The organism is Mesorhizobium sp. Cs1299R1N1 (assembly GCF_037179655.1).
GTDB classification, from domain to species: domain Bacteria; phylum Pseudomonadota; class Alphaproteobacteria; order Rhizobiales; family Rhizobiaceae; genus Mesorhizobium; species Mesorhizobium salmacidum.
Genome location: NZ_JAPYKR010000001.1, coordinates 444,500 through 470,475 on the forward strand (window position 1 = coordinate 444,500; position 25,976 = coordinate 470,475).

Genomic DNA, 25,976 nt, shown 5'->3' on the forward strand with positions numbered 1-25,976 from the left:
TGAAACACCGGCTTGCCGTTGGTTTCGACAGTCACACGATCGGGGGGGTCACACCAATCCATCAGGAGAACGCCATGGCACAGCCAGCTCCCCTCGACATTGCAACCGCCTTCACCAGGGCATGGACGAGCCACGACCTCGAAAAGGCGGCGTCCTACATTGCCGACGATGTCGTTTTCGACGGGCCGATGCAGCAATCTACCGGCAAGGATCCTTATTTGAAGGGGCTTACGAAGCTCTCCGAGGATGTGACCGGTGTGCGCATGATCGCCGCCTTCGGCGACGACCACCAGGCGCTGTTGATGTACGACCTGATGACGAAGTCCTCGGGGGCGCTGTCCTGCGCCAAGCATCTCATCGTCAGTGATGGAAAGATCCACAGCGACAAGCTGACCTTTGACAGCAAGAAACTGGGCAGTGCCAGGCCGCGAGCCAACTAGCCGCCGCCAAGAATATCCAGGATCGAGGTCTGCCGCTTCTTGAGCCGGCCGCCGACGCTGCCTGGCGGCACCGGGTGCCCGACCGAAGCCGTGGTGCCGCCATCCGCCGGCATGTTGAAGCCATCGGCATCGACGGTCTGGGCTGGCCGCGCCGCACGGACGGGCGCCGACGGTGCCGCCGCCTGCGCGGCCGGCGCCTGCTGTCCAACCGAAGCCGAGGGAACCGGTGCCGGTTGGTTGTTGTCGGCCGAGGGAATGTCGTCGGGCACGATGGTGTCCGCCGGCGTCGACTTCCAGGTGCCGGGCAGCGGCCGCACCGGCACGCCCTCATGCGCGGCGACCATGAATTCGTGCCAGGCCTGCGCCGGCAGCGCGCCGCCGGTAACCTTCTTCATCGCCGTGCCGTCATCATTGCCGAACCACACGCCGGTGGTCAGATTGGCGGTGTAGCCGACGAACCATGCATCACGCGAATTCTGGCTGGTGCCGGTCTTGCCGGCCGACGGCCAGGCGAAGGCCGCCTTCTTGGCGGTGCCGACCTCGACCGTCCCGGTCATCATCGAATTCATCATGCCAACGATCTCGGGCTTGATCACGCGCGGTGCGCTGCCGCCAGCGCTGTCATAGAGCACCTTGCCGTCGGATGTCGTGACGCGGCGGATGAAATGAATGTCGGGCTTGTAGCCGCCATTGGCGAAGGGCACATAGGCCGAGGTCAGTTCCAGCGGGGTCACTTCCGAGGTGCCGAGCGCGATCGAGGTGTTGGCCAGCAGGTCGGACTGGATACCCATGCGGTGCGCGGCTTCCACCACCGCGTTCGGCCCGACTTCCATGGTCAACTGCGCGGCAACCGAGTTGAGCGACTTGGCCAGCGCCGTCGCCAAGGTGACCCTGCCAAAGTACTTGCCGCCGTAATTGTCGGGTGTCCAGTTGCCGATCTTGATCGGTGCGTCGTTGCGGATGCTGTCGGGCGTGCGGCCGGCCTCGAGCGCAGCCATGTAGACGAACGGCTTGAACGCCGAGCCCGGCTGCCGGCGCGCCTCGGAGGCGCGGTCGAACTGGCTGGTCGAATAGTCATAGCCGCCGACCATGGCGCGCACCGCGCCGGAATCGTCGATCGACACCAGCGCGCCCTGGGTGACGTTGAGCTTCTTGCCGCTGTCGTCGATCAGCCGGCGGATCGACTGTTCGGCGAGTTTCTGCAGGTTCAGGTCTACGGTAGAATCGATGACGATGTCGCCGCGCACATCGCCGATCAGGTCGGGCAATTCTTCCATGATGGTGTCGGCGACGTAATTTTCCGAGCCGGTCCAGTAGGATGGCGAGCGTGTCGCCGGTGCGCTCAGCGCCGTCTTCAGCTCTTTCTCGCTGATCTTGCCCTCCTCGCGCATGGCGGCGAGCACCAGCTGCGAGCGCTCCTCGGCGGCCTTGGGATCACGCGCCGGCGATAGTCGCGACGGCGCCTTCAGCAGGCCAGCCAGGAGTGCCGCTTCCGACAAGGTGACATCGCGCGCGCTCTTGCCGAAATAACGGCGCGAGGCCGCTTCGACACCATAGGCTCCGGAGCCGAAATAGACCCGGTTGAGGTACATTTCGAGGATCTGGTCCTTGGTGTGCTTGTGCTCCAGCCACAGCGCCAGCAGCACCTCCTGCACCTTGCGTTCCAGCGTGCGGTCGGGCTTCAGGAACAGGTTCTTGGCCAATTGCTGCGTCAGCGTCGAACCACCTTGCGAGAAGTGCCCGCCGATGAGGTTGGTCACCATGGCGCGCGACAGGCCGATCGGATCGACGCCGAAATGCGAATAGAAGCGGCGGTCCTCGATGGCGATCACCGCCTCGGGAATATAAGGCGACATTTCGTGCAGGCCGACCGCTTCGCCGCCGCTCATGCCGCGATTGGCCAGCAGCTGCCCGTCGGCCGAGACGATCTTGATGTTGGGCGCACGGTCGGGGATCGACCAGGTCGTCGCCGCGGGCATCTTGGCGCCGTAGTAGATAACGACGCCCGCCACCGCGATGCCGCCCCATATGGCGAGCACGAAACACCAGTAGACCAGCCGGCCGAGCACGCCGAACAGGCCGCGTCCACTCCCTCCGCGCCTCCCCCGCGACGATTTCCCCTTCGATGATTTGCGTTTGGCGGAGGCTTTGCGATTGCTCGGCACGACGCGGTCCTCCTCGCTCACCGAAAGACCCGTCTGGGATTTCGCCCGTGGCGGTCCCTCGAAGCTGGGCTCGATGCGACTGTCTCTGCGGTTCGCCATGCGCTGCGCTTGATGTCCCCGGTGCCAATGGCGCTCGGGTTGAAGAGTAGATGCGGCGATTTAAGGGCGGGTTAAGCAGAGGTTCGGGCAAGCGTCTGAATTCCGTTAGGAATTTGTTAATCTGTTATCCATTGCCAGCGTCGCGCAGCGCGACGGATGTGACAGGCTCCGCGTACCCGAAGCACCGTCGGCGTCCGAACGCTCGTGGCGAGCCCTCATTTGTGGCCTTGGCGTTTTTCTATCTCGTAGCTCAGCCACCGGCAGAACATACCCATGACCGACGCGGCGGCGCCGACAAGCAGGCAGACGACCAGCAGCGGGCTTTTTGAAGCGCTCGACCAACTGACTATGGCCAGCAGGACGACACTGGCGGTGGAAATCAGATAACCCACCCCCTTGAGCAAGTGCAGAGAAGCCGTTGTCATGCCTGAAACATCCTCCGCCTGTCTTATGGAACATTCATTTCGCCTTGGAGTTCCATTCAGAGCAAACCCGGACCCCAGGACGCCGATGAAGCGCGCAGGGTGATCAAGAAGGGTATGAAGGCCTCTGCCGCCAGGATGCGATGCAGGCTGACGGCCCAACCCGGGTCTCTTCATAATCCGCTCGAATTTCACATCCGGTTAGCCGGGATCACCAGCCTGCCGTAGCAAGGCGACGAGACGCTCGCGCTTGATTCTTCGAGCAGGCGCACGGAGCGAAAGGCTCCGAATCGGCCCCGATTTCAATGGCGTCAGGCTATGCGAAAGCGCCCAGCCAGCGGCGCGCTCATTGGTCGTCGTCGTCGCCGGCGGCGGGCCGCCAGCTGGTTGGCTCGACCTTCTTTTGCGTGTGGCTGTCGATGTAGACCCACCAGCCGTCGTCGCGGTATTGCGCGATGGATTCATTGAGGACGCCATCGCTGTCCTTCCAGGTGACGGTGATCTTGGAGCCGTCGGTCGGCGCGGTCGATATCGGCTTTCTGTCCGCCATCTCATCCCCTTCTTCCAGCCGGTAGATCGCCACGAGGCCATCAGCTGTGAGCGAAGATATCCTCTTCGTCCCAGCCTATCAGGTCAAGCTTGGCCCGCGTCGGCAGAAAGCGGAAACAGGCGTCTGCCTCCTTCGTGCGCCCCTCGCGCGCCAGCCGCCCGGCCAGCACATCGCGCAACCGATGCAGATAGAGCACGTCCGAGGCCGCGTATTCGAGCTGCTCGGGCGACAACGTTTCGGCCGCCCAATCCGACGATTGCTGCGCCTTGGACAGGCCGACGCCGAGAAGCTCGAAACAGATGTCCTTCAGCCCGTGCCGGTCGGTGTAGGTGCGCGTCAGCCGCGACGCGATCTTGGTGCAGAACACCGGCTCGGCCATCACGCCAAACGCATGGTAGAGCACGGCGAGGTCGAAGCGACCGTAGTGGAACAGCTTGGTCACGCTGTCGTTTCCCAGCAGCTTGACCAGGTTCGGTGCTTCCTTCTGCCCCGGCGCGATCTGGATGACATCGGCACTGCCGTCGCCAGGCGAAATCTGCACCACGCAGAGCCGGTCACGGTGGGGGTTGAGGCCGAGCGTTTCCGTATCGATGGCCACCGCAGCGACATCGTAGCGGGAGAGGTCAGGCAGATCGTTTTTATGGAAGCGGATATCGCTCATCGTCTTCTCCGGGTCGCGGCCTTCGGCGTCGCGCATCCATCGAAGAAGCGCACACGCGCTCCAACATATTGCGCTGTCGACCCGTCCTCGCCGTGATCGGCGGAAAAATCAACAGAAAGTTGATTTTCCGCCGTCCAGGGTTGTCCACCTTACCGTGTCAGCGCGTCCAGAATGCGCGCCCAGGAGCGCTGGCCCTTGTGGAAGGAGCTGAGTTCGTATTTCTCGTTGGGCGAGTGGATGCGGTCGTCGTCGAGGCCGAAGCCGACCAGCAGCGATTCCATGCCGAGATAGGTCTGGAAGTCGCCCACCACCGGAATGGAGCCGCCGCTGCCGGTCGTCACCGCGGGCTTTGGCCATTCGTCGGAAAGCGCGGTCTTGGCCTTGGCCAGGAACGGCGAGTCGTAGGAGAGCTGGATTGCCGGTGAACCGCCATGGGCGTGGAATTCGACCGAGCAATCGGCCGGGATGCGCTCCTTGACGAATTTCTGGAAAGCCGCGCGGATTTTCCTCGGATCCTGCTTGTGGACGAGGCGGAAAGACACCTTTGCCGAGGCTTCCGCGGCGATCACCGTCTTGAAACCCTTGCCGGTATAGCCGCCGATGATGCCGTTGAACTCGGCGGTGGGCCGCGCCCAGGTCAGTTCCAGTACCGATCGGCCTTTTTCGCCCGACGGGATCGACAGGCCGACAGGTCCGAGGAAGGTCTCGGCCGTCTCGCCCAGCGTCTCCCATGATTTCAGCACCTGCGAGGGCGTTTCCTCGACACCGTCATAGAAGCCCGGAATGGTGATATGGCCGTCCTTGTCGTGGATGTCGGCCAGCACCCTGGCCAGGATGCGGATCGGGTTCGCGGCAGCGCCGCCATAGAGGCCCGAATGCAGGTCGCGGTCGGCGGCCTTAACCGTGATCTCCTCGCCGACCAGACCGCGCAGCCCGACGCAGATCGACGGCGTGTCGCGGTCCCACATGCTGGTATCGCAGACCAGCGCGAAGTCGGCCTTGAGCTCCTCGGCATTGGCCTCGAGGAACGGCTTCAGCGAGGGCGACCCCGATTCCTCCTCGCCTTCGAACAGGATGGTGACGCGGCACGGCAGACCACCATGCACCTGTTTCCAGGCACGGCATGCCTCGACGAAAGTCATCAGCTGACCCTTGTCGTCGGCCGAGCCGCGCCCGGTGATGATTTTGTGACCAGGTGCAACCTCCTTGATCGCCGGGGCGAAGGGATCGTTTTCCCACAGCTCGATCGGGTCGACCGGCTGCACGTCATAATGGCCGTAGAACAGCACATGCGGCGCGCCCGCCGGCCCGTCGTGATGCGCAACCACCATTGGGTGCCCGGGCGTGTCGCGCACGCTGGCGTCGAAGCCGATCAGCTTGAGTTCCGCCACCAGCCATTCCGCCGCCTTGCGGCAGTCGGCGGCATAGGCTGGATCAGTGGAGATCGACTTGATCCCGAGCAGGCCGAAGAGCCGTTCTAGGCTCTGGTCGAGGTTCTGGTCGAGACGGTCGAGGACAGGGGAAACTGCGGACATTTGCATAGCCTTTCGATTCAGTGCCGGAACCGTAAAGGCAGAGCGGCGAAACGAAAAGCCCGGGACGATTGGACCACGGCCCGGGACGGTCGCCGCGGGCAAAAAAATGCCGCCGTGGTGGAGGGGGAACCACGGCGGCCTTTTACTCGAAACGATGCGGCAGCCCGGAGAGGGGGGATAGGCTGCCGCAATTGTCCGGTATAGGCGGGGGACGGGCCTTGCTCCGGACTTCGGCGAAAACTGCCGATGGACTGTATTTGGGTCCCTGAACATGGCGATTCAAGGGCATCAACGTTACACTTTTGTAACGTGCCCGTGAGCGGGCTTGTATAACCCCGATCTGTCAGGGTCCCGATCTGTCAGGGTGTTGACGGAACCTATATCTGGCGATGTCTTTGGCATGGACCAAGCCATCGCGCCGCGCTATCCCTGCCGGCATGAAAAAAGGCGATCATCTCTTCCTCATTGACGGCTCTGGCTACATCTTCCGGGCCTATCACGCACTGCCGCCGCTGACCCGCAAGTCCGACGGCCTGCCGGTCGGTGCCGTTTCCGGCTTCTGCAACATGCTGTGGAAGCTGATGCAGGATGCCCGCAACACCGATGTGGGCATTGTGCCGACGCATTTTGCCGTCATTTTCGACTATTCCTCGAAAACCTTCCGCAACGACCTCTATCCCGAATACAAGGCGAACCGTTCGGCGCCGCCCGAGGATCTGATTCCGCAATTCGGCCTGATCCGCCAGGCAACCAGGGCGTTCAACCTGCCTTGCGTCGAGATGGAAGGCTTCGAGGCCGACGATCTCATAGCAACTTACTGCCGGCTGGCCTGCGAGGCCGGTGGCGACACCACCATCATCTCCTCCGACAAGGATCTGATGCAGCTGGTTGGCGACACAGTCGGCATGTACGACCCGATGAAGGATCGCCAGATCGGCATCCCCGAAGTCGTCGAGAAATGGGGCGTGCCGCCGGAAAAGATGATCGACCTGCAGGCGCTGACCGGCGACTCCGTCGACAACGTGCCTGGAGTGCCCGGCATCGGGCCAAAGACCGCGGCGCAACTGCTCGAGCAGTTCGGCGATCTCGACGGATTGCTCGCCCGCGCCGGCGAGATCAAGCAGGAGAAAAGGCGGGAATCGATCATCGCCAACGCCGACAAGGCGCGCATCTCGCGCCAGTTGGTGACGCTGAAGAACGACGTGCCGGTGGCCGAGGGGCTGGACGATTTCGTGCTGCATGCGCCCGACGGGCCGAAGCTGATCGGCTTCCTCAAGACCATGGAATTCACCTCGCTGACCCGCCGCGTCGCGGAAGCGACCAGCACCGAGGCCGGCGACGTCCAGGCCGTCGCGGTGACCGTCGAACGCGCCGATAACGCACATGGCCCCGACGTCGGTGCCGGAACACCGCCCGTTGCCCGAAACGGGGTGGGCTCCGAACCTGGCCAGGCTGCTGAAGCCGAGACGACGGAGAGGCCAAAACAGGGTGACACCCCTTCCCTCCTGGCCGCATTGCGGCTGGAGGGCGCGGCGACACGCAAGATCGATACCTCGGCCTATCAGTGCATCCGCGATATCGCGACGCTGAAAGCCTGGGTCGCCGAGGCGCGGGAGGCCGGTATCGCTGCCTTCGACGTCAGGGCGACGTCGACCGATCCGATGCAGGCCGAACTGATCGGCATGGCAATGGCCACGGCGCCCGGCCGCGCCGGCTACATTCCCTTCGCCCACAAGAGCGGCAATGGTGACTTGCTCGGCGGCGGCGCGCTCGAAAACCAGATACCGCTTCGCGAGGCGCTGGCGGTGCTGAAACCGCTGCTTGAGGACAGGTCGGTGCTGAAGATCGCGCAGAACCTGAAGTATGACCTGGTCATCATGAGCCGCTATGGCATCGATGTCGCGCCCTTCGACGACACCATGCTGATCTCCTACGTGCTCGACGCCGGCACTCCGCACGGCCACGGCATGGATGCCCTTGCCGACAAATGGCTTGGCCATAGGCCCCTTCAGCTCAAGGACGTGACCGGTTCCGGCAAGAGCTCTGTCGGTTTCGATCAGGTCGACATCGACAGGGCGACGGCTCACGCCGCCGAGGATGCCGACGTGACGTTGCGGCTGTGGCTGGTGCTGAAGCCCCGCCTTGCCGCCAAGGGCCTGGTCTCGGTCTATGAACGCCTGGAGCGGCCGCTGGTGCCGGTGCTGGCGCGCATGGAACAGCGCGGCATTTCGGTCGACCGGCAAATCCTGTCGCGGCTTTCGGGCGAGCTGGCGCAAGGTGCAGCCCGGCTCGAAGAGGAAATCTACCTGCTCATCGGCGAGCGCATCAACATCGGCTCGCCCAAGCAGCTCGGTGATATCCTGTTTGGCCGCATGGGCCTGCCCGGCGGCTCCAAGACCAAGACCGGCCAATGGTCGACCTCGGCGCAGCTGCTCGAAGACCTTGCCGCCGAAGGTCACGAACTGCCCCGCAAGATCGTCGACTGGCGCCAGCTGACCAAGCTGAAATCGACCTACACCGATGCGCTGCCGGGCTTCGTCAATCCCGAAACCAAGCGCGTCCACACCTCCTACGCGCTGGCCGCGACGACGACCGGCCGGCTGTCGTCTTCCGACCCGAACCTGCAGAACATTCCGGTGCGCACGGCTGAAGGGCGCAAGATCAGGACCGCCTTCATCACCGACAAGAGCCACCGGCTGGTGTCAGCCGACTACAGCCAGATCGAACTGCGCGTGCTCGCCCATGTCGCCGAAATCCCGCAACTGCGGCAGGCCTTTGCGGATGGCGCCGACATCCACGCCATCACCGCGTCTGAAATGTTCAATGTGCCCGTGGAGGGCATGCCGTCGGAGGTGCGCCGCCGTGCCAAGGCGATCAATTTCGGCATCATCTATGGCATCTCGGCTTTCGGCCTCGCCAACCAGCTGTCGATCCCGCGCGAGGAAGCGAGCGCCTACATCAAGAAGTACTTCGAGCGCTTTCCCGGCATCCGCGACTATATCGAGGAGACCAAGGCCTATGCCCGCGAGCACGGCTTTGTCGAAACGATCTTCGGCCGCCGCATCCACTATCCCGACATCAGGTCGTCGAACCCGTCGCTACGGGCCTTCAACGAGCGCGCCTCGATCAACGCCCGCCTGCAAGGCACCGCCGCCGACATCATCCGCCGCGCCATGATCCGCATGGAGGAAGCCTTGGACAAGGCCAGGCTGTCCGCCCGCATGCTCCTGCAGGTGCATGACGAACTGATCTTCGAGACGGTCGAGGCGGAAGTCGAGGCGACGATCCCGGTCGTGCGCCATGTCATGGAAAACGCGGCGATGCCGGCGGTCTCGATGTCGGTGCCGCTGCATGTCGACGCGCGGGCCGCCAACAATTGGGACGAGGCGCACTGACGCGCCAGAGCAATTTCAGGAAAAGTGTGTAGCGGTTTTCCCGGGAAAAGCGCTTAGCGCTTTCCCTTGGAAATTGCGTGAAAACAAAGAGTTAGAGCGGTTCGGCGATTCTATCAATCGCTGAACCGCTCTGGCGAATGCCCTCAGGCCGCTTGCGCCAAACACTTCGCGCACGTCCCGCGAAATTCGATCACCGCCTTCTTGGCGGCGAAGCCAGTCGAGTTGACCCATTCGTTCAGCCGGTGATCGACGTCGTGGTCGGACATTTCGGTCACCTGCCCGCAGCTGTCGCAAATGGCGAAAGCGGTCATCGAGTGGCTGTGGTCGTGCGGCTCGGCGCAGGCGACGAAGGAGTTGATGCTTTCCAGCCGGTGCACGAAGCCCGACTTCACCAGCGTGTCGAGCGCGCGATAGACCTGTAGCGGCGCGCGAAAACCGCGCTCGCGCAGTTGGTCGAGCAAGGTGTAGGCGCTGAGCGGCCCGCTGGCGGTTTCGAGTTTCTCGAGCACGCACAACTGGTTTTTCGTCAGCACATCCCTTGCCGCCATGGTTCTGTTCCAACCTGCTCTGCGCCATCCATAGGCTGTTTGCTCGTGCAAACGGCCTGATCCCATTCAGATAGCGACGAACGGCCTTCTTTGCTACTCTTCTGTTGCTGTCCCGAGCCGATCGATGACGTGCCGGCACATTGGTGGTGACAGGCTTTATGACGGAGCGACATTCAAAATACTGACAAAATCCTCGACGAGGATGGTCTCGCTTGGGAAATTCGATCGGGGCTTGGGGAGCAATATGATCAAATTGACACGCCGGACGCTGCTTGTCGGCGCGTCCGCGTTGATGGCCGCCGGCACGGTTTCGTTCCGGGCACTTGCCGCGTCGCGCACCTACCATGCGCTGCTCGTGGCCTGCACCGAATATCCGGCCTTGCCGCAGAGAAACTGGCTGATCGGGCCGAAGAACGATGCCGGCCTGGTGCACGAATACCTGCTGAAGAACGTGCCCGATCCGGTGCGTTTCGCGCCGGAAAACGTCACGCTGCTGGCCAAGGACGTTCCCGGCGCCCAAGGCTTGCCGACCCATGCCGCGATCAAGACGGCACTGGCCGATCTCGCCGCCAAGGTTCAGCGTGACGACTTCGTCTACCTGCATCTGTCCGGCCACGGCGCCCAGCAGCCCGAGAGGGTCAAGGGCGACGAGACCGACGGTCTCGACGAGATTTTCCTGCCCGTCGATATCGAGAGGTGGATCAACAGGGATGCCGGCGTGCCGAACGCGCTGGTCGACAACGAGATCGGCGACGCGCTCGATGCCATCCGCGACAAGGGCGCCTTCGTCTGGGCGGTGTTCGACTGCTGCCATTCCGGCACCGCGACCCGCGCCGTCGATGTCGACGACGAGCTGGATCGCAAGGTCGAGTTCGCCGACCTGGTCGGTGGCGACGAGGCCGCCAGGGCGGCGGCTATCAAGACCTATGAGGACACGGTCGCGAGCGCCTCGCGCGGCCTTGACGAGAATGGCCAGCGCAAGCCTGCCTTCAACCTGACGCCGACTGGCGGCGAACCGATCACCAGGGGCAAACTGGTCGCCTTCTATGCCGCGCAGACGGTGGAGACGACACCGGAGATGCCGCTGCCCAAGGGCACGGTCGATGCGCCGCGCTTCGGCCTGTTCACCTTCACCATCCTGTCGAAGCTCGCCGAAAACCCCAACGTCACCTACCGGCAGCTCGGCCAGGCCGTGCTTCAGCAATATTCGGCCGACAGCCGCACCCGGCCGACTCCGCTGTTCGAAGGCGAACTCGACGCGCGCGTGTTCGGCACCGACAGGACGGATGCGGTCATGCAGTGGCCCGTTATCGTCAAGAACGGCGAGGCGTCGATCGGCGCCGGCCTGCTGCATCGTCTCACCCCCGGCAGCAAGCTCGCCATCCTGCCGTCGGCGCTGTCGTCGCTGTCCGACGCGGTCGGCTATCTCGAAGTGGAATCGGCGAAGAACCTGGAGAGCCGCGTCAAGCCGGTCGAGTTCGACAAGAAGCCCGCGCTCGAGATGGCCGATATTCCCGCCAATGCCTATGCCCGCGTGGCGGAGATCGCCGTCGACTACAAGCTCGCCGTCGCACGGCCGGCCGCGACCAAGGGATTGGAGACCGAAACAGCACTCGTCAATTCGGTTCTCGACGACCTGTCCGCGGCCAGGGAGACCGGCTTCACCATCGAACTGGTCGATCCAGGCAAGAGCGCCGAGCTGCGCTTCGCGGTGATGCGCGAGAATGCCATTGCCAGCGCCGATAAGAACGCAACCGACAAGCCGGCCCTATGGTTCCTGCCGGCCTCGGGCGACGTGACCTTGAAGGATGGCGGCAGGCCGCCGCTGATCATCATCCACCCCGACGACCGACAGAAGCTCGTCGATGCGACGGCCAGGAATTTGCGTACCATCTTCCGGGCCACCGGGCTTTCCAGGCTGGCGGCGGCCTCCGACTACAAGCCCGAGGACGTCGACGTACAATTCCAGGTCAAGCGTCGTGACGAGGACGGGCTGGAGCCGCTGCAGGCCTCGGTGGTGCCGCGCGTTTCGCCTGGCGACGAGGTGCATGTGCTGGCCAAGAACAGCTCGGACCAGCTGGTCGACATCAATGTGCTCTATGTCGGCAGCGACTATTCGATCACCCACATCGTTGCCGAGCGGCTGGCGCCGCAGGCCACGCTCGAGGAGGGATTGCTTGCCTTCACCGACACCAGCTTCGGAATGGAACGGATGATCGCGGTGCTGACCGAGGCGCCGCCGGAAAGCGAAAAGGAGGATCTGAGCTTCCTGGCGCAGGACGGTGTCGCGTCGATGACACGCGGAATAGGCCCCGCCAGCTTCTCCGACATGCTCGCCGATATCGGCATGGCGCCGTCGACCCGATCGGTGATGCGGCTTGTCGACAAAAGCGGCCCGAAGGGAGCGGTGATGATTTTCCCGATGGAGACCGTGCCGCGCGCCTGAGAATCCAGGCGCGGGTGTTCATTGCCAGGCCTTGCACTGCCGGCACGATGGGTGAAAAACTTTGGCCGCCGCGTCGGGAGACGACACGGCCGGACGGAATGGATGGGGTGGTTCGTGAGCTATAGCGTATTTTCCTGGAGTGCCACGGCTGGCGGCATCGCCGCCAGCCTGCTGCTGGTTGCCGACGCGTCAGCGCAGGACGCCTGCGGCCTCTGCGCCAAGCAGGTGGTCATCAATTCGGAACTGGCGACCTGCTTTCTCGACCAGTACAACCAGATCGCCAAAGCCAAAAGCGACGCGATCGTCGTCGATCTCTCAGGCTGCGCCTCGCGCGGCATCGTCGAGGCCTTGCCGTCGCCGACCAAGGCGCCGGCGGAGCCGGACGTGCAGTTCATTGTTTCGCGCCCGCAGCTGGCGTGCCTGAAGAAGCAGCTTGAAGCGCCCGGCATCGTGCTCGATCCCTCCGCCATCATCGAACTGGACGGCTGCAAATGAAGAAGCCGGCGGCCACAACAAGGCAAACGGCACCTGCGGTGCCGGCAAAGGCGCCGGCTGCCACGCAGACGCTGCCGGAAACCACCGAAGGCTTCCCGTGGCCGAGCAGCCATGAGATCAAGAAGGAAAGCAACCCCTTCACCGACCGCGACTGGCGCATGCTGATCTATGCCTGGTCTGGCATGCTGGTGCGTTTCGCCATCATCTTCACCTTGGCATTCTCGGTTTATCAATTCCTGGCCAACCAGGAGCAGAAGCGCGTCGAGCAGACCACGTCGCTGGTCGAGCTCTGGGAGACCAAGGACTACCAGCAGGCGCAGCGGGCGCTGAAAGACCGTCTCGCCACGCTCAACGCCAAATATGACAATCTGCTCGGCGCCAACCCTTCGCCGACCGAGGAGCAGGTATTCCGGCAACGTATCGGTATCGAGGCGATGAGCGCATCCGGCGGTGACATGCCGCTGGCCGACTTCAGCGAGAATTTCGACCGCATCGTCTATTTCCTCAACCGGCTGTCCTTCTGCGTCGACGGCGACCTGTGTTCGCGCAAGGTGACCGACGCCTATTTCCGCGATTACGCCGTTTCTTTCTGGAGCTATTTTGCCGGCTATGTCGACAAGCAGCGCAAGGCCGGCTCGCCCACCTTCGCCGCGGCGATCGAGGCTTATGTGCGCAGTGGGCAACCGTCGGCTGAAGCCAAATAACGATGACAAGGGTCGGGGTGAGCTTCCGCCTTATGCGTGCCTGCCTTTGGCTCGCCTCGTGCAAAAGAAGCACGCAGGAAGCGTCAGCATGAAAAAAGCGGCGGGAACATCCCGCCGCTTTTCTTGCTTGCCGTGCAAACAGCCGGATTATTTATAGAGGCTGTTGATCCACTGGATGTTGGCGGCGTTCAGGCGCACGGCGGTGTTCGCGTCGGGGCTTTCCGCCACGTTGACGCCGGTGATGATGCGCTGCTTGGAGTTGTTGTCGTAGGCATAGACCGAGCTGCCGCTCGACCCCGGGAACGTATCGCAGTCATACTGGAAATATTCCGGAGCGATGTTTTCGGCTTTCACTTCGCAGTTCGCCTTCCACATCGTGCCCATCGGCTTGTCGCCGGGGTAGCCGACGAGATTGGCGGTGAAGTCGCCGAGATCGTCATAGTTGGCATAGCCCAGCCAGCCCAGGTTGGTGCCGACATCCTGTTTCAGCGTGATGATGCCGAGATCCCACGGGATGACCGAGCCGTAATAGCCTTGGTAGTTGTCGATGAAGCCCTGCAGCACATAGGCGCTTTCATAGGTAAAGGCGCCGAATGGGGCGTCGTCCGCCGTGCCGCCATTGAGGCCCGGCACGAACAGGTAGTCGGAGAGCCAGTCCTTGTCCTCGTGGCTGTAGAGGCAGTGCGCCGCGGTAAGCACCGTGCGCGGGCCGATCAGCGTTGCCGAGCAGCTGCCATAGCCGGTCTTCGACTTGGCTTCGAGATAGCCGATTGCCGAGAACGGATAGGTCTTGGTGTTCTTGACCTGCTCACGATCGTCGGTGCCGAAAACCTGGCGTCCGGCTTCGCCTTCGCCAAGCCCTGGATCCTCGGTCTTGCGCGGACCCCCCTCGGCGCCATTGGCCGGCGCATTCAGTTCCTTGATGATGAGCTCGCGCAGCGCTTCGCTCGGTTCGATCTTGATTTCCTTGCCATCGGCGGAACGTCCGACGATGCCATAGGATTTGACCGCCGTTTTCTCGTCGGTGGTCGGCGCGGCGCGGCTGTCTTCGTCGGTCAGCGTCGGCGGCGCGATCGGCTTGGCCCGCCCGGGCTTGTAGTCGCCCGAAGTCACGTCCCGCATGCTTTCACCATTGCCGGCACTGGCGGAGCCAGGATCGGCGGCGAAAGCAGGGGCTGCCAGCATTGCGGTGGAAAGCAATGCGGACGCAATCATGCACTTTGTCAGTTTTGTCATGGTGAGACTCTCCCAAAAGTCAGCAAGGACTGGATCAAAATACAGAAATATTGTCGAGATCGTGGTGGTGCTGAAAATCGGCAAAGGCTATCGGCGAACGCACCGGATCGTTGTTTGCCTCGGTCAATCTAAAGCCCCCGCCAAAGACCCTGCCACGACATACTGCCTAAAATAATCCAAGATTGGCAATGATAAATCGCTTCCACGTAGCCTGTGGGGGGCTATAGAGTTTGTGCGGGTACTACTCGCGGGCATGGTTAGCAAAAGTGGGATTCGGTTTTGTGACCGATCGCGCGCCGTTCGATACGGCGCGTGTCCGGATCGTCGAACCGGCGACCACCCTCTTTGCACGCCCGACGTCCATCCGCGCGGGAGAATTGTCTCAGGAGGGGTTCAGGTGCACATTACAAATCGGTTCGGGCAAGTCGTTGCCGCATCGCTGCTTGGCATCGCCACTGCCGTTGCATTCATCAACACCGGCCAGGCGGACGAGGGCGCCGTCAGGCCGGAGGCAGCGGTTTCGCCGATGCAGCGGGTGACCGATGCCAGGGCCAAGGCAGCGGCGGAGAATCCCGACGGCACCGACCGCGTCTATGGCGGCAATCAGGCTGAAAAGGGCGCCTATCCTTTCCAGGTCGCCCTCCTCACCACCGCCAGGCTGGACGAGAACCCGGCCTCTCAGGCTAATGCGCAATTCTGCGGCGGCAGCCTGATCGCGCCGCAATGGGTGCTGACGGCGGCGCATTGCCTCAACGACAATGGTGAGCCGATCTCGCCCGATTCCGTCACCGTGCTGACCGGTGCCACGGATCTCAGCGAAGGCAAGCGCCACAAGGTTGTCGAAGTCATTGTCAACGAGGGCTACAGCGAACAGACGCTTGACAACGATCTCGGCCTGCTCCGGCTCGCCGACCCGGCCGATGCGCCGACCATCAAGCTTGCCCATGAGGCGACGCCCGACACCGGCAAGACGACCGTAACCGGCTGGGGCAAGATGCAGGACGGCACCTTCCCGACCACGCTGATGGTAGCCGATCTCGACCTGCAGCCGAACGGGGCCTGCAACAGCGGCATCAAGGCCATCTATGCGCATGATCTGAAAGCGGCTCTCGGAGACCTGTCGCACCGCATGCGCTATTCGGAAAAGGGCATCGATGCAGCGGCCGATGCGATTGCCGCCGACATGACGGACCCACTGACCGGCAACATGATCTGCGCCGGCACCACCAGCGGTGTGCGTGACGCCTGCAATGGCGACAGCGGCGGACCGCTGTTCATGACCGGCGTCGGCGGCCCCGTCCAGGTCGGCATCGTCAGTTGGGGCGAAGGCCCGGCTGATGGCAGCGCTGCCTGCGGCCACAAGGACGCCTATGGCATCTACACACGGCTGGCCAACTACACCGGCTGGATCGAGGCCAGGATGAAGACACAGGCCCCAGCACCTGAAAAGCCCAAGGCCGGGCTTGGCACCGCCCAGAAGCCAAAATCGCCCTGACGCGACCGCTTCGGATTGCCATGGAAAACGGCGGGAATTCCCGCCGTTTTGTTTGCCGGCTTGCGAGGCGGACTATTTCCTCGGCGGACCTTTGCGCTCGGCGGAGGCCGCCCACAGATTGATGTCGGACTCGCGTGCGTACGTATCGATCTCGGCCAGTTCGGCATCGCTGAAATCGAGCACCTTGAGCGCGCCGACGCAGTCCTCGACCTGCTCGGGCCGGCTGGCGCCGATCAGCGCCGAAGTAACCCGGCCCCTGCGCAGCACCCAGGCCAGCGCCATCTGCGCCAGCGTCTGGCCGCGCTTGCCCGCGATCGCGTTGAGCGCCTTGATGTTGGCGATGGTGCGGTCGTTGATGAAGGCTGTCTTCAGCGACTTACCTTCTGACGCCCGGCTGCCATCGGGAATGCCGCCGAGATATTTATCGGTCAACATGCCTTGCGCCAGCGGCGAGAACACGATGGAGCCGACGCCGAGCCCTTCGAGCGTATCGAGAAGGCCGTCTTCCTCGACCCAACGGTTCAACATCGAATAGCTCGGCTGGTGGATGACGCAAGGAGTGCCCAATTGCCTCAATATGTCGGCGGCCTCGCGGGTGCGCTGCGAATTGTAGGACGAGATGCCGGCATAGAGTGCCTTGCCCGAACGCACCGCATGGTCGAGCGCACCCATGGTTTCTTCGAGCGGCGTGTCGGGATCGAAGCGGTGCGAATAGAAGATGTCGACATAGTCAAGGCCCATCCGCTTCAGGCTCTGGTCGAGGCTTGCCAGTATGTATTTGCGCCCGCCCCATTCACCGTAGGGACCCGCCCACATTTCATAGCCGGCCTTGGTCGAGATGATCAGTTCGTCGCGATAGGCGGAAAAATCGGTGCGCAGGATCTCGCCGAAAGCCGTCTCGGCCGAGCCGGGCGGCGGCCCATAATTGTTGGCCAAGTCGAAATGGGTGATGCCGAGGTCGAAGGCCTTGCGCACGATCGCCTGCTTGGTCCGATGCGGCGTGTCGTCGCCGAAATTGTGCCACAGCCCGAGCGAGATCGCCGGCAGCTTGAGGCCGGACCGACCGCAACGGTTGTAGATCATTTTTTCGTAGCGGTTCTCAGCGGCGACATAGGGCATGGGAAATCCTCGAATCTGGACGGACAGGGCACCGTCATCGCAGAGGCGACGAGCATGCCCGTACCCCATCCTTTACCCTCTCCCCGGAGGAACGGGGAGAGGGGCAAGCAAAATTATCGATAATCTTCGCGACCTATTTCTTCTTGGCCAGAAGATCCTTGGCTTGCTTGACGCCAAGCGCGGCCGGGCGCTCGCATGTGGTTTGCATGGCGACGAACTTGCCGGTTTCGCCCGAGCGCAGGAGGCCGGTCATGACATCGACGGCATGCAGCGCGAGTTCCATCGAACAGCGGTGCGGCCGGCCTTCAGCGATCGCCAGCGCCATGTCGGCGAGGCCTGATGTGCGGTAATTGGCCATCATGCCCTGGCCGTGCATCTCATTGGGGATGCCGAGCGGGTGCTTCCATTTCGGCAGCTTCTTGACCGGCTTGCCTTCTTTGGTGAAGCGCACGTCGCCACCGAAGAAGTTCGGATCCGGCACGAACACCGTCCCGGCCTCACCGTAGAGTTCCATCGGCGCGTGGCCGTGAGCCCAAACGTCCCAGCTGGTGTTCAGCGTCACCACGGCGCCGTTCTCGAATTCGAGCAGGCCGTGAATGGTGGTCGGCGTGTTGACCGGGATTTTTTCACCCGCGCGAGGCTTTGAGCTGATGGTCCGCTCCTTGGCCGGAGTCGTCGCGAAAGCCGCCACCTGCTTCACCGGCCCGATCAGCTGGATCAGATTGGTGATGTAATACGGCCCGATGTCGAGCACCGGCCCGGCGCCCGGCTGGAAGAAGAAATCGGGATTCGGATGCCAGTGTTCCATGCCGTGGCCCATGACGTGGCAGGTGCCGCTGGTGATCCTGCCGAGCTTCCCCTCGTCGATCAGTTCACGCACCAGCTGGTGCGCGCCGCCCAGGAACGTGTCCGGCGCCGAACCGATGCGCAGCCCCTTCTTCTCGGCCCGCGCCTTAAGGTCCTGGCCTTCCCTAAGCGACAGCACGAACGGCTTTTCCGAATAGACATGCTTGCCGGCATCGAGCACCTGCTTCGACACCTCGTAATGCACGGCCGGAATGGTCAGGTTGACGATGATGTCGATGTCGTCGGCCTTGAGCAGATCCTCGACGGTCTCGGCGCGGAGCTTGAATTCCTTTGCCCGCGCCCTGGCCACATCCATGTTGATGTCGGCGCAGGCACGCATCTCGATGCCGCGAAACAGCGGCGCCAGCGAAAAATAGGCCTTCGAGATGTTGCCGCAGCCGATGACGCCAATACCCAGTTTCTTTGCCATGGTGGTTGTTCCTAGTAGCTCTTGACGGTTGCGATCGAGCGGCGGGCGAAGCGCTCGATGTCGTTGGGATTGTCCTGTTCCATGACAAAGTATTTTGCCGCGCTCTTGGCCCGCAACACCTTGATCAGGCCGGCCCAGTCGATTGTGCCATGCCCGACATCCGACCAGCCATCCTCATCCAGCCCCTCGCCAGGCTTCGCCATATCCTTGACATGGACGGCGACGATGCGCTGGCCGTACTTCTCGATCCAGGGCAGCGGGTCGGCGCCGCCGCGCACCACCCAGGCAACGTCCATTTCCCAGCCAATATTGGGGGCGGACGACAGGATATGATCCTGCGGCAGCGAGCCGTCGGCGAGCGTCTTGAATTCGAAATCATGGTTGTGCCAGGCGAAGCCATAGCCGGCCTTCGAGGCCACCTCGCCGACCTTGGCCAGACGCTCGCCGAAGGCGCGCCAGCCGGCGGCGTCGGATGGCCTGTCCTCGGCCATCAGATAGGGGCAGATCAAAAGCTTGACGCCGAGCGTTTCGGCGATCCTGCGCACGCCGTCGAAATCCTTCTCCAGCGCATCGATGGAAAAATGCCCGGTCGGCATCGAAAGGCCGTTCTTGTCGAGTTCGGCGCGGAAGGCCTTGGGATCGTCATAGACGCCGCCGAAGCCTTCGACCTCGGTGTAACCGAGCTTGCCGAGCATTTCGAGCACATCGGTCCAGGGCAAGAAATTGCGGGCGCTGTAAAGTTGGAATGACCAGTTCATCGTCTCTGTCCGTTCTGCTTGGGATTGTCCTTGGGAGGATGGTTTTCTTGGGAGCTACATGCGGTTGCCGGATGGGGTATCGAACAGCGAGGCGCGGGCGGGATCGAAGCCGATCCGGATCGGATCGCCATTGCGCAGCGTCTTTTCCGCCTCGACACGGAAGGAAAAAATGCGGCCGCCGAGCTTCGTCCACACCAGCGTATCGGAGCCCATGGGCTCGACGATTTCGACGGCGGCATCGGTGGCAAAGGGCATGGAATTCGCGGCCTCGCCAAAGGCAACGTGCTCCGGCCGGATCCCGAACACGCAAGGCCCGCTCTTGTCGCCGGTGCCGTCGAAGCTGTAGCGATCGAGCGGTATGGTCAAATCCCCGGTCTTGAACACTGTCGTCGTGCCGGTCTCCAGCTGCCCCTCGACAAAGTTCATCGCCGGTGAGCCGAGGAACCCGGCAACGAACCGGTTGACCGGACGGTTGTAGATGGTCTGCGGCGCGTCGAGCTGCTGGATGACACCGCCCTTCATCACCGCGATGCGATCGGCCAACGTCATCGCCTCGATCTGGTCGTGGGTGACGTAGATCATCGTGTTCTGCAATTTGCGATGCAGAAGCTTGATCTCGACGCGTAGCTCCGAGCGCAGCTTGGCGTCGAGATTGGACAGCGGTTCGTCGAACAGGAAGACGTCGACATCGCGCACCAGCGCCCGCCCGATGGCGACGCGCTGGCGCTGGCCGCCGGAAAGTGCGGCCGGCTTGCGCTGCAAAAGCGGCTCGATCTGCAGGATCTCGGCGGCACGCGCGATGCGCTTGGCGATCTCGTCCTTGGCGATGCCGGCGACGCGCAGCCCGAAGGACAGGTTCTTCTCCACCGTCATCTGCGGATAGAGCGCGTAGGACTGGAAGACCATGCCGATGCCGCGGTCCTTGGGCTCTTCCCAGGTGACGTTCTTGCCCTTGATGAAGATGCGGCCTTCCGAAATGTCGAGCAGGCCGGCGATGCAGTTGAGCAAGGTCGACTTGCCGCAGCCGGAGGGGCCGAGCAGCACGATGAACTCGCCTTCGGCGACATCGAGGTTGAGCGTCTGCAGCACCGAGATAGCGCCGAAGTTCAGCGACAGATCCTGGATCGAAACGCTGGTGCCGTTCGCCGCCATAGCCATCATCCTTTCACCGCGCCGGCGGCAATGCCGCGCACGAACAATTTGCCGGAAATGAAATAGACGATCAGCGGCACCAGCCCGGTCAGGATGGTGGCGGCCATGTTGACGTTGTATTCTTTCACGCCTTGCACCGAGTTGACGATGTTGTTGAGCTGCACCGTCATCGGATAGGTATCGGGGCGGGTGTAGACGACGCCGAACAGGAAGTCGTTCCAGATGCCGGTCACCTGCAGGATGATGGCGACGACGAAGATCGGCAGCGACATCGGCAGCATGATGCGCAGATAGATGCCCCAGAAGCCGGCGCCGTCGACGCGCGCCGCCCGGAACAGCTCCTCCGGCATGGAGGTGAAATAATTGCGGAACAGAAGCGTCAGGATCGGCATGCCGAAGATGGAGTGCACGATCACCAGGCCGGTAAGGCTGCCATAGAGGCCGATCTCGCGCAGGATGATGACGATCGGATAGATCATCACCTGATAGGGAATGAAGGCGCCGACGATCAGGATGACGAAGAACGTGTCGGCGCCCTTGAAGCGCCAGTTGGCCAGCGCATAGCCGTTCACCGAAGCGATGGCGATCGACAGGATCACCGAAGGAACGGTGATGCGCACCGAGTTCCAGAAACCACGCGAAAGCCCATCGCAATTGAGGCCAGTGCAGGCCTGCGACCACGCCTTGACCCAGGGCTCGAAGGTGATCTCGAGCGGCGGCGAGAAAATGTTGCCGAGGCGGATCTCCGGCATACCCTTGAGCGAGGTGACGACCATCACATAAAGCGGCAGGAGGTAGTAGAGCGCGACCACCAAAAGCGTGCCGTAGAGGAAAATGTTGCGGCGCGAGAACATGTGCCGCGGCTTTGGCCCGCTCGGGCCGGCGGCAACATCCCGCGGGTTTGACGACGTGGCGGACAAGGCGACGGCATGGTCAGACACGCTTGCGGCCTCCGAATTCGAGATAGGCCCACGGCACGATGACGATCATCACCGACAGCAGCATCATGGTCGAGGCGGCAAAACCCTGGCCGAGGTTCTGGGCGAAGAACATGTAGTCGTAGACATATTTGGCCGGCACTTCGGAGGCGATGCCCGGCCCGCCGCTGGTCTGCGCGACAACGAGATCGTAAACCTTCACGATGCCTGACGCGATGATCACCAGCGTGGTGATGAACACCGGCCGCATCATCGGGATGATGATGAACAGATAGGTCTTCCACATGGGTATCCCGTCCACCCGTGCGGCCTTCCAGATATCCTCGTCGATGCCGCGCAGGCCCGCCAGCATCAGGCACATGATCAGCCCCGTGCCTTGCCAAAGCGCAGCGATCGATATGCCGTAGATGACGATGCTGGAATTGTAGAGCGGATTGAAGTCGAAGCTGGTCCAGCCGAGGCTTCGTACCACGCCCTGGACGCCGAAATCCGGATTGAGCAGCCATTGCCAGACAAGGCCGGTGACGATGAAGGAGAGTGCGAAAGGGTAGAGAAAGATGGTGCGGAACGTGTCCTCGAAACGGATCTTCTGGTCGAGCAGGGCAGCCAGCAGAAACCCGATCACCAGCGAGAACACCAGTGAGATCACGCCGTAGATCAGAAGGTTCTCGATCGAGATCAGCCAGCGCGGCGTCGCCCACAGCCGGTAATACTGGTCGAGCCCGACGAAATTCAGCCGCGGCAGGAGCTTCGAATTGGTGAAGGAATAGAGCACCGTCCATGCGGTGCCGCCGACAAAGACCACCATTGCGGTGAGGATCATCGGGATCGAAGCGACCTTCGCATTGAGATTGCGGAAGAGTTGGGTCGGGCGTTCGCTCTTGCTCATCGGTACAGTCGTGCTGGATCGGATAAGGGCGGAAAGTCGGCACGCCTGGGCTCCCGGCCCTGCCTGGCAAGGCCGGGAGCGAGGCGGCTCATCAGTCGTCAGTCAGCCGAAGCGATGATGTCGGCGAAGCGCTTCTGCGCATCTTCGAGGCTCATGTCGGGCTTGGCGAAGAATTCGGAGAAAAGGTCCTCCTTCTGCTTCTGGCTGTCCTGCGAGAGCAGCTGGTCCGTCCATGGGATGACCGCGCCCTTGGCCAGGATGGCGAGGCCCTTCTTCATGCAGTCATTGGCCGCGTTGAGGTCGACGTCGCCGCGCACCGGCAGCGACCCCTTCTTGAGGTTGAAGGCAACCTGGGTCTTGGGATCGAGCAGGGTTTCGGCCAGCACTTCCTGCGCCTTGGCCTTGTCGGCATCCTTGAGCAGCGGGAAGTAGAAGGCGTCGCCGCCCGTGGCGATGACCTCGTTCAGGCCAAGACCGGGAAGGCAGGTATAGTCCTTGCCGGCGGTCTTGCCGGCGACCTGGAACTCGCCTTGAGCCCAGTCGCCCATGATCTGGCCGCCAGCCTTGCCGGTGATGACCATGTTGGTGGCCTGGTTCCAGTCCTGCACATTGGTGTTCTTGGCCATCTTGCGCGCGTCGTCCGCGGCCTTGAAGACCTTGGCGACTTCGGGACCGGCGGCGAACTTGGCGTCCTTGTCCTTGTAGACCTTGAGGAAGGCGTCGGTTCCACCGACCGCGGCAAGCAGCACGTCGAAGGCGCCCGATGCCTGCCAGGCCTGCCCGCCGACCGCGAGCGGCACGATGCCTGCCTTCTCCAGCGCCGGGGCCGCGGCCACATACTCATTCCAGTTCTTCGGCACCGGAACGCCGGCCTTCTCGAAGGCCGCGTTCGACAGCCACAGCCACTGCCAGGAATGGATGTTGACCGGCACGCAATAGATCTTGCCGTCGATCGTGCACGAGTCGAGCAGGCTCTTGGGCCGTACCACCTCCGTCCACTTGCCCTTGGTGGCGACATCGGTGAGGTCGCGCATCAGGCCGGCCTGCACCAGCTCTTCCGCTTGCCGGCCATGATTGAATTGGGTGGCCCCCATCGGATCGCCGCCGGTGATGCGGCTGATCATGATCGGCCGCGCCGTGCCGCCGGATCCGGCGATGGCGCCGTCGACCCAGTGATTGCCTGTGGCGTCGAATGCCTTGGCGAGTTCGGCGACCGCTGCCGCCTCGCCGCCGGAAGTCCACCAATGGGTGACTTCCAGATCGGTCGCGGCCGCCGGCCCGGCGAAGTTGAGCGCAACCGTCGCTGCAAACGCAGCGGTCAGGAATTTATATCGCATTTCGGCTTCCTCCCAGAAATCTGAAACGTTACAGATTTTCGATACGGCAATTGAAGACTATGCGCAACCCCTTCCGGCAAGAGTCGGTTTGATATTTTTCGAGCCGCGAACAAAATCGCTTAGCTGCGGCCTTGTTGTGCGACGCAATGAGCGAGAGTGCGCCGCACAATGAGCAAAAGCAGCAAGAAACCTGCTAGGAGCAGGCTTCCCTCTGAATCCCAACGATTTTTTGCCACGCGGTTGACGATGTCTTTCCGTGTCCGCCAGCACCCATTTTTACACCGATCGTGACAAGCTGTAACGTTTCAGTATATTGCTTCCAATGCAGATGACGCGCCATGGGAAGTGGCCGCAACATTGCCGGGCTGCCCGGCGGCTGCTATGCGCCTGATGGGCGGGACGGATGGACAGACAACGCACGGACAAGGATGAGGAGGCGACGGCACAGGAGCGGCCGACGCTGAAGACGCTTGCCTTCATGACCGGCCTCGGCGTCACCACCGTCTCGCGCGCCTTGAAGGATGCGCCCGAGATCGGCGCCGAGACCAGGCGTCGTGTCCAGCTCGTGGCCAAGCAGATCGGCTATCGGCCGAACCGCGCCGGCGTGCGCCTGCGGACCGGCAAGACCAATGTCATCAGCCTCGTGCTCAACACCGAGCACGAACTCATGAGCTTTGTCTCCGACATCATCTATGGCGTGACGGAAGTCATCGCCGACACGCCCTACCACCTGATCGTCACACCCTATTCGCGCTCGCAGGATCCGCTGGATCCGGTGCGCTATCTCGTGGAGACCGGCTCCGCCGACGGCGTCATCATCTCGCGTACGCAGCCGAACGATCCCCGCGCCCGCTACATGCTGGAGCGCGGCATTCCCTTTGCCACGCATGGCCGTACCGATATGGGGTTGGTTCATCCCTATCATGATTTCGACAACTACGCCTTCGCGGCCGAGGCGGTGCGCCACCTCGCCGGCATGGGCCGCCGCCGGCTCGCTTTGGTGACGCCGCCGGTCGGTTTGAGCTACTACCGTCATACGGTCGACGGCTTTGCCGACGCACTGAGCGAAGTCGGCGCCAGCGAGGTGCCGTTCAACACCGTTTCGATCGACCATTCGATCGAGCAGATCAGGATGAGGACGGCGCAGCTGATGCGGCGCGACATCAGGCCGGACGGCATCATCAGCAGCGCTGCAGCCGCGACGCTCGCTATCGTCGCCGGCATTGAGGATGCCGGCCTGAAGCTCGGCCGCGACGTCGACGTGGTGTCGAAGCAATCGTCGGAACTGCTGCATCTGTTCAGGCATGAATTGCTGGTCGTCAACGAAGACTTCCGGCTGGCCGGGTCCGAACTCGCGCGCTCGGTGCTCGGCTGGATCGGTGGTGCCGCGCCCGGCTCGCTGCAGAGCCTGAGCGAGCCGAAGGGCGTCGTGGCCTATCGGCGCTCCGACTGAGCATCGGCCTGGATCGGAACGCGCAAATCCGCATGCGTTCCGTGAAACAATGGACCGTTCTAGTCGGCCGCGCCGCGGTTCAAATGGAGTTCGAAGCCTGCTGCTCCCGGATCGCCCAGTTCGGCACGAAGCCGCATGCTCGGGATCAGGTAGTCGCCACCATTCTGGCGCCGGTAGGGAATGGGCGCCGTGGTCGCAAGCGTCCGCATCCGTTCGCGCAGGCGTTCGGCGACAGGCTCGAAGCCGGCTTCGTTGAAACGGTCCACGCTATAGATCACGAACGGCGGAAGCACGTCGTAGCCCGGATAATAAAGGATCCCGTGATTGATCGGGAACAGCAGATCGTCAATCGCGCCGTTGACGCCACGCGGGGAATAATGGTCCTCCCAGCCACCGGCCGTCACGATCAGCATTGCTCGTTTGCCCACGAGCGTGCCCTCGCCGTACCGGTCGCCCCATCGCTTGTCGCTATGTTCACCGACGCCATAGGCGAAGCCGTAGGCAAAGACCCGATCGACCCAACCCTTCAGGATCGCCGGCATGGCGAACCACCACAGCGGAAACTGCAGGATCAGCGCATCGGCCCAAAGCAGCTTCTCGATCTCGGTCTTGACGTCTTCGGTCAGCGCATTGGCCTCGAACGCCTTTTTGGAGGCCGCCACCGGCACCAGCCGCGCATCCGGCGACAGGCCGGGGAAATCAGCACGGTCGACCTCCGATTTCCAGCCGTCGGCATAAAGGTCCGATATCAGCACCTCGTGGCCTTGAGCCTCGAGTTCCTTGACGGCGACGTCACGGAGCGCGCCGTTGAGCGACCGCGGCTCGGGATGGGCGAAGACAAGCAACACTTTCATGATGAGCGA

Annotated in this window: 22 protein-coding genes; 7 read left to right on the top strand and 15 right to left on the bottom strand. The window is 62.8% G+C overall.

What is annotated here, in order from left to right; translation table 11 throughout:
* Nucleotides 1-74: 74 nt before the first annotated feature.
* A complete protein-coding gene (locus tag O7A70_RS02155) occupies nt 75-440 on the top strand; it encodes a nuclear transport factor 2 family protein (protein ID WP_337138827.1) in 366 nt (121 codons plus the stop codon).
* On the opposite strand, the gene O7A70_RS02160 is transcribed toward O7A70_RS02155, so the two are convergent.
* The 5 genes from O7A70_RS02160 to O7A70_RS02180 form a co-directional block, all read right to left on the bottom strand.
* Complete coding sequence (locus tag O7A70_RS02160; RefSeq protein ID WP_337138828.1) at nt 437-2,704, bottom strand: transglycosylase domain-containing protein; 2,268 nt, start codon at nt 2,702-2,704, stop codon at nt 437-439. The genes O7A70_RS02155 and O7A70_RS02160 overlap by 4 nt on opposite strands.
* Before the next feature lie 215 nt (nt 2,705-2,919).
* On the bottom strand, nt 2,920-3,129 hold the full coding sequence (locus tag O7A70_RS02165) for a hypothetical protein (RefSeq protein WP_027143066.1): 210 nt from the start codon (nt 3,127-3,129) through the stop codon (nt 2,920-2,922).
* Between the two features lie 343 nt (nt 3,130-3,472).
* Nucleotides 3,473-3,676: a hypothetical protein gene (locus O7A70_RS02170; RefSeq protein WP_337138829.1), complete on the bottom strand. Its 204-nt coding sequence runs from the start codon at nt 3,674-3,676 to the stop codon at nt 3,473-3,475.
* Between the two features lie 40 nt (nt 3,677-3,716).
* Entirely contained in the window at nt 3,717-4,337 is a 621-nt protein-coding gene (locus O7A70_RS02175) for a ribonuclease D (protein ID WP_337138830.1), read from the bottom strand.
* Between the two features lie 149 nt (nt 4,338-4,486).
* Nucleotides 4,487-5,941, bottom strand: coding sequence for a M20/M25/M40 family metallo-hydrolase (locus tag O7A70_RS02180; RefSeq protein WP_442921152.1), 1,455 nt, complete (start codon nt 5,939-5,941; stop codon nt 4,487-4,489).
* Between the two features lie 368 nt (nt 5,942-6,309).
* Here O7A70_RS02180 and polA point away from each other — a divergent pair, with 368 nt between their 5' ends.
* A complete protein-coding gene (gene polA / locus O7A70_RS02185; RefSeq protein ID WP_337139026.1) occupies nt 6,310-9,267 on the top strand; it encodes a DNA polymerase I in 2,958 nt (985 codons plus the stop codon).
* A gap of 143 nt (nt 9,268-9,410) precedes the next feature.
* Here the strand turns inward: polA and O7A70_RS02190 are convergent, their stop codons facing one another.
* A complete protein-coding gene (locus tag O7A70_RS02190) occupies nt 9,411-9,815 on the bottom strand; it encodes a Fur family transcriptional regulator (protein WP_027143071.1) in 405 nt (134 codons plus the stop codon).
* 244 nt (nt 9,816-10,059) lie between these two features.
* On the opposite strand from O7A70_RS02190, the gene O7A70_RS02195 reads away from it, so the two are divergent.
* The 3 genes from O7A70_RS02195 (at nt 10,060) to O7A70_RS02205 (ending at nt 13,460) form a co-directional block, all read left to right on the top strand.
* Complete coding sequence (locus O7A70_RS02195; protein ID WP_337138832.1) at nt 10,060-12,261, top strand: caspase family protein; 2,202 nt, start codon at nt 10,060-10,062, stop codon at nt 12,259-12,261.
* Between the two features lie 114 nt (nt 12,262-12,375).
* Nucleotides 12,376-12,756: a hypothetical protein gene (locus O7A70_RS02200; RefSeq protein WP_337138833.1), complete on the top strand. Its 381-nt coding sequence runs from the start codon at nt 12,376-12,378 to the stop codon at nt 12,754-12,756.
* On the top strand, nt 12,753-13,460 hold the full coding sequence (locus tag O7A70_RS02205) for a DUF4760 domain-containing protein (RefSeq protein ID WP_337138834.1): 708 nt from the start codon (nt 12,753-12,755) through the stop codon (nt 13,458-13,460). The genes O7A70_RS02200 and O7A70_RS02205 overlap by 4 nt, the downstream gene beginning before the upstream one ends.
* Before the next feature lie 147 nt (nt 13,461-13,607).
* On the opposite strand, the gene O7A70_RS02210 is transcribed toward O7A70_RS02205, so the two are convergent.
* Nucleotides 13,608-14,696, bottom strand: coding sequence for a trypsin-like serine peptidase (locus O7A70_RS02210; RefSeq protein ID WP_337138835.1), 1,089 nt, complete (start codon nt 14,694-14,696; stop codon nt 13,608-13,610).
* 397 nt (nt 14,697-15,093) lie between these two features.
* On the opposite strand from O7A70_RS02210, the gene O7A70_RS02215 reads away from it, so the two are divergent.
* Nucleotides 15,094-16,191, top strand: coding sequence for a S1 family serine peptidase (locus O7A70_RS02215; protein ID WP_337138836.1), 1,098 nt, complete (start codon nt 15,094-15,096; stop codon nt 16,189-16,191).
* Between the two features lie 72 nt (nt 16,192-16,263).
* Here the strand turns inward: O7A70_RS02215 and mgrA are convergent, their stop codons facing one another.
* From mgrA to O7A70_RS02250, 7 genes are all read right to left on the bottom strand, one after another.
* Complete coding sequence (gene mgrA / locus O7A70_RS02220) at nt 16,264-17,310, bottom strand: L-glyceraldehyde 3-phosphate reductase (RefSeq protein ID WP_337138837.1); 1,047 nt, start codon at nt 17,308-17,310, stop codon at nt 16,264-16,266.
* A gap of 133 nt (nt 17,311-17,443) precedes the next feature.
* The gene (locus O7A70_RS02225) at nt 17,444-18,586 is read right to left on the bottom strand and encodes a Gfo/Idh/MocA family protein (protein WP_337138838.1); all 1,143 of its coding nucleotides are present in this window, start codon (nt 18,584-18,586) and stop codon (nt 17,444-17,446) included.
* Between the two features lie 11 nt (nt 18,587-18,597).
* A complete protein-coding gene (locus O7A70_RS02230; protein ID WP_337138839.1) occupies nt 18,598-19,344 on the bottom strand; it encodes a sugar phosphate isomerase/epimerase family protein in 747 nt (248 codons plus the stop codon).
* 54 nt (nt 19,345-19,398) lie between these two features.
* Nucleotides 19,399-20,502 carry an ABC transporter ATP-binding protein gene (locus O7A70_RS02235; RefSeq protein ID WP_442921148.1) on the bottom strand — a complete coding sequence of 368 codons (1,104 nt, stop codon included), beginning with the start codon at nt 20,500-20,502 and terminating at the stop codon, nt 19,399-19,401.
* On the bottom strand, nt 20,502-21,437 hold the full coding sequence (locus tag O7A70_RS02240) for a carbohydrate ABC transporter permease (RefSeq protein WP_337138841.1): 936 nt from the start codon (nt 21,435-21,437) through the stop codon (nt 20,502-20,504). The genes O7A70_RS02235 and O7A70_RS02240 overlap by 1 nt, the downstream gene beginning before the upstream one ends.
* The gene (locus O7A70_RS02245) at nt 21,430-22,323 is read right to left on the bottom strand and encodes a carbohydrate ABC transporter permease (RefSeq protein WP_337138842.1); all 894 of its coding nucleotides are present in this window, start codon (nt 22,321-22,323) and stop codon (nt 21,430-21,432) included. The genes O7A70_RS02240 and O7A70_RS02245 overlap by 8 nt, the downstream gene beginning before the upstream one ends.
* Before the next feature lie 98 nt (nt 22,324-22,421).
* Entirely contained in the window at nt 22,422-23,660 is a 1,239-nt protein-coding gene (locus O7A70_RS02250) for an ABC transporter substrate-binding protein (RefSeq protein ID WP_140503033.1), read from the bottom strand.
* A gap of 403 nt (nt 23,661-24,063) precedes the next feature.
* Here O7A70_RS02250 and O7A70_RS02255 point away from each other — a divergent pair, with 403 nt between their 5' ends.
* Complete coding sequence (locus O7A70_RS02255) at nt 24,064-25,113, top strand: LacI family transcriptional regulator (protein WP_337138843.1); 1,050 nt, start codon at nt 24,064-24,066, stop codon at nt 25,111-25,113.
* A gap of 59 nt (nt 25,114-25,172) precedes the next feature.
* On the opposite strand, the gene O7A70_RS02260 is transcribed toward O7A70_RS02255, so the two are convergent.
* Nucleotides 25,173-25,967, bottom strand: coding sequence for an NAD(P)H-dependent oxidoreductase (locus O7A70_RS02260; RefSeq protein WP_337138844.1), 795 nt, complete (start codon nt 25,965-25,967; stop codon nt 25,173-25,175).
* Between the last annotated feature and the right edge of the window lie 9 nt (nt 25,968-25,976).